At 70.2% G+C, this 2,781-nt stretch carries 4 protein-coding genes; all 4 read right to left on the bottom strand.

Features of this window, described 5'->3' with window-relative positions; translation table 11 throughout:
• Nucleotides 1-354 (bottom strand): calcium-binding protein (locus EQG76_RS23215; protein WP_321573500.1); only part of this gene is annotated, 354 nt, incomplete at its 3' end.
• Between the two features lie 92 nt (nt 355-446).
• A complete protein-coding gene (locus EQG76_RS23210) occupies nt 447-1,103 on the bottom strand; it encodes a 5-formyltetrahydrofolate cyclo-ligase (protein WP_159716722.1) in 657 nt (218 codons plus the stop codon).
• Between the two features lie 20 nt (nt 1,104-1,123).
• On the bottom strand, nt 1,124-2,107 hold the full coding sequence (locus EQG76_RS23205) for a zinc-binding dehydrogenase (RefSeq protein WP_159716720.1): 984 nt from the start codon (nt 2,105-2,107) through the stop codon (nt 1,124-1,126).
• A gap of 11 nt (nt 2,108-2,118) precedes the next feature.
• The coding region (locus EQG76_RS23200) for an SDR family NAD(P)-dependent oxidoreductase (RefSeq protein ID WP_159716718.1) at nt 2,119-2,781 on the bottom strand (663 nt) is incomplete at its 5' end.

The following is a 2,781-nucleotide window of genomic DNA, read 5'->3' as shown; positions in this document are numbered from 1 at the left end:
GTTGCCCGTGTCGCCGAAGATCCGGTCGTTGCCGGCTTCGCCGCGCAAGAGGTCGTTGCCGGAGCCGCCACAAAGCTCGTCGTTACCGGTGCCACCCAGGATCGTGTCGTTGCCGGGATCGCCCCAGAGCCGGTCGCGTGCGGCCCCGCCTTCGATCCGGTCGTCGCCGGAACCGCCGCTGACCAGATCGGTGCCACCCTGGCCGAAGATCCGGTCATTGCCGGCGCGGCCATAGAGCAAGTCGTTGTCGGCACCGCCGAAGATACTGTCGTTGCCGCCCAAGGCATCAACCGTGTCACGGCCCGCTGTTCCGACCAGGCGGTCATTGCCGCTGGTGCCGGTCAACTTCGCCATTTGCCCAGCCTCCGCCGAAACGATCTGCCTGCCTGACCGGTTCGACTTGATGCCGACCGATCATGGTATGCTGATCTTCTGCGGAAGGCAGGTCAAGGTCGGCGGATGACGCCGGCCTCGGTGACGACCAGTTGCATCGGGATGTCGTGGGTCTGCGGGCGGATGGTGGGGATGGCTTGCAGCGCGTAGCCGATGCCGATGGCCTGGTAGTTGCTCAAGGTGGACAGGGTGCGGTCGAAATAGCCGCCGCCATAGCCCAGACGGTAGCAGCCGGGGTCGAAGCCAACCACAGGCGCCAGCACCAGGTCGGGGGTCACCGTCTCGCCATCGGCCGGGATGGGTATGTTCCAGATGCCGCGCTCCATCCGGTCGCCCGGGCGCCAGGCGCGGAACTGTAGTGGCGTGTTCTTCTGTACGACCACCGGCAGGGCAGCGGTAGCACCCCGCTCGATGGCGCTGGCCAGCCAGGGACGCAGGTCCGGCTCGCCGCGGAACGGCCACCAGGCGCTGACCACCTTGCCCTCGAGGTCGCCCGCTACCTCGTCCAGATGCGCGGTGATCGCTTCTGTCAGGACCGCGCGCTCGGCGGCTGGAACCGCCAGGCGTGCCTTGATCAGCCGCTCGCGCTCCGCCTTGCGCCAGGGCAGGAGGTCGGGTGGAGGCAGGCCGAGCCAGGTAGGATCCAGCTCGTGCATGAAGCAGGGCGGCGAAGAGAACTCGCCCGGTTCGTCGTTGGGGTCGTCGCCCATTGCTGCCTCCGGATGGCGGATCAGACCAGGGTGGCGACCGTCTTGCCGGCAAGCTCGCCCTGGCGGAGGCGGCGAAGATAGCCGGGAATCTCGTCCAGGCCGACCCGGTGCTCGATCATCGGGTCCAGCTCGCCCGAGGATACCCGCCCCAGCAGGTCGGCCAGCATGACCGCGAAGTCCCGCTGGGTCGGCACGTAGCCGGCCAGATAGGCGCCGCCGAGCGCCACCTCGTGGATCGAGACGGCATAGGTGTAGGCCGGCACGTTCTGCATGTTGGGCAGCGGGTCGATGCAGATCAGGTGGCCGTTATAGTGGACGAGCTCCAGCGAGCTGCGGGCGTCCGCGGGCTTGGCGACCTCCAGCATCACGTCGGCGCCATAGCCGCCAGTCAACGCCCGGACCCGCGCCTTCAGGTCGGGGGCGTGGTAGTCGAGGACCTCGTCGGCGCCCAGATGGCGGACGCGGTCGGTCTTGGCCGGGGAGGAAAGCGCGATCACGTTCGCGCCGGCGCGCTTGGCCAACTGGACGGCGAAGCCGCCGACGCCGCCGGACGCGCCCTGGACCAGCACGGTCTGGCCAGCTTCGAGGCGGGCCTTGCGGAACAGGCCCTGGTACGCGGTCATGCCGGCACAGGGCAGAGCGGCGGCGGCCTCGTAGCTGAGGTCATCCGGCACGGTGGCCAGCACATGGTCGTCGGCGAGCGCGTACTCGGCGAACACGCCCGGGCGGGACAGGTCGCCATGCCAGGCGACGCGCTGGCCCTGCTGCCAGCCGGTCACCTCCGCGCCCACCGCATCGATCACCCCGGCGGCGTCCAGGCCCAGTACGTGGGGGACCTGCCAGCGCGGGTGGGCGCTCTCGGTGAGCTTCCAGTCGACCGGGTTGAGCGAGACGGCGTGGACCCTGACCCGGACCTGGCGAGGGCCGGGCTCGGGCTTGGGCACGTCCTGGACCACCAGGTCGCGCGGATCGGCGGATGGCTGGACGACGGTGACGGCGCGCAAGGACTTGCTCCTCAGATGACGAGATAGCCGCCGTCCACCGGCAGGACGATGCCGGTGACATAGGCGGCGGCGGGGGAGGCCAGGAACAGGACAGCGCCGGCCAGATCGTCCGGCCGACCCCAGCGCTTCATGGCGGTACGGTCGCGGATCGCGGCGTAGCGCGCCGGGTCCTCCTGGATGCCGCCGGTGAGCGACGTCTCGATCCAGCCAGGCGCGATCGCGTTCACCCGGATGCCGTCCTGGGCATAGGCAATGGCGAGCGACTTGGTGAGCTGGGCGACACCGCCCTTCGACGCGGCATAGCCGGGCACCAAGCCGCCGCCGAAGAAGCTGAGCATCGAGGCGGTGGTGACGATCGAGCCCTTCGTCGCGGCGAGCAGCGGCCTGGCGGCGGCGCAGGCGCGCATCGTGCCGGTCAGGTTGATGTCGACCACGTCGGCGAACACGTCGGGCTCCAGCTCGGCATGGCGGCGGATCACGCCTGCGCAGGTGACCAGCACGTCCAGGCGGGGCAGGTGGCCGATCAGCTCGGCCACGGCAGCACCGTCACGCACGTCGAGCAGCCGGCGCTCGGCACCGGGCAGGTCACCGGCCGCGGCCTCGACCTCGGCGGCGATGGCACCGGTGGCGGTGACGCTCGCCCCGTGCGCCAGAAACGCCTTGGCCACGGCCTT

Origin of the sequence: Geminicoccus flavidas (genome assembly GCF_009806515.1) — a bacterium.
Classification (GTDB): Bacteria; Pseudomonadota; Alphaproteobacteria; order Geminicoccales; family Geminicoccaceae; genus Geminicoccus; species Geminicoccus flavidus.
The sequence above is the reverse complement of the archived record's forward strand: the minus strand, read 5'-3'. Positions and strand labels throughout refer to the sequence as shown.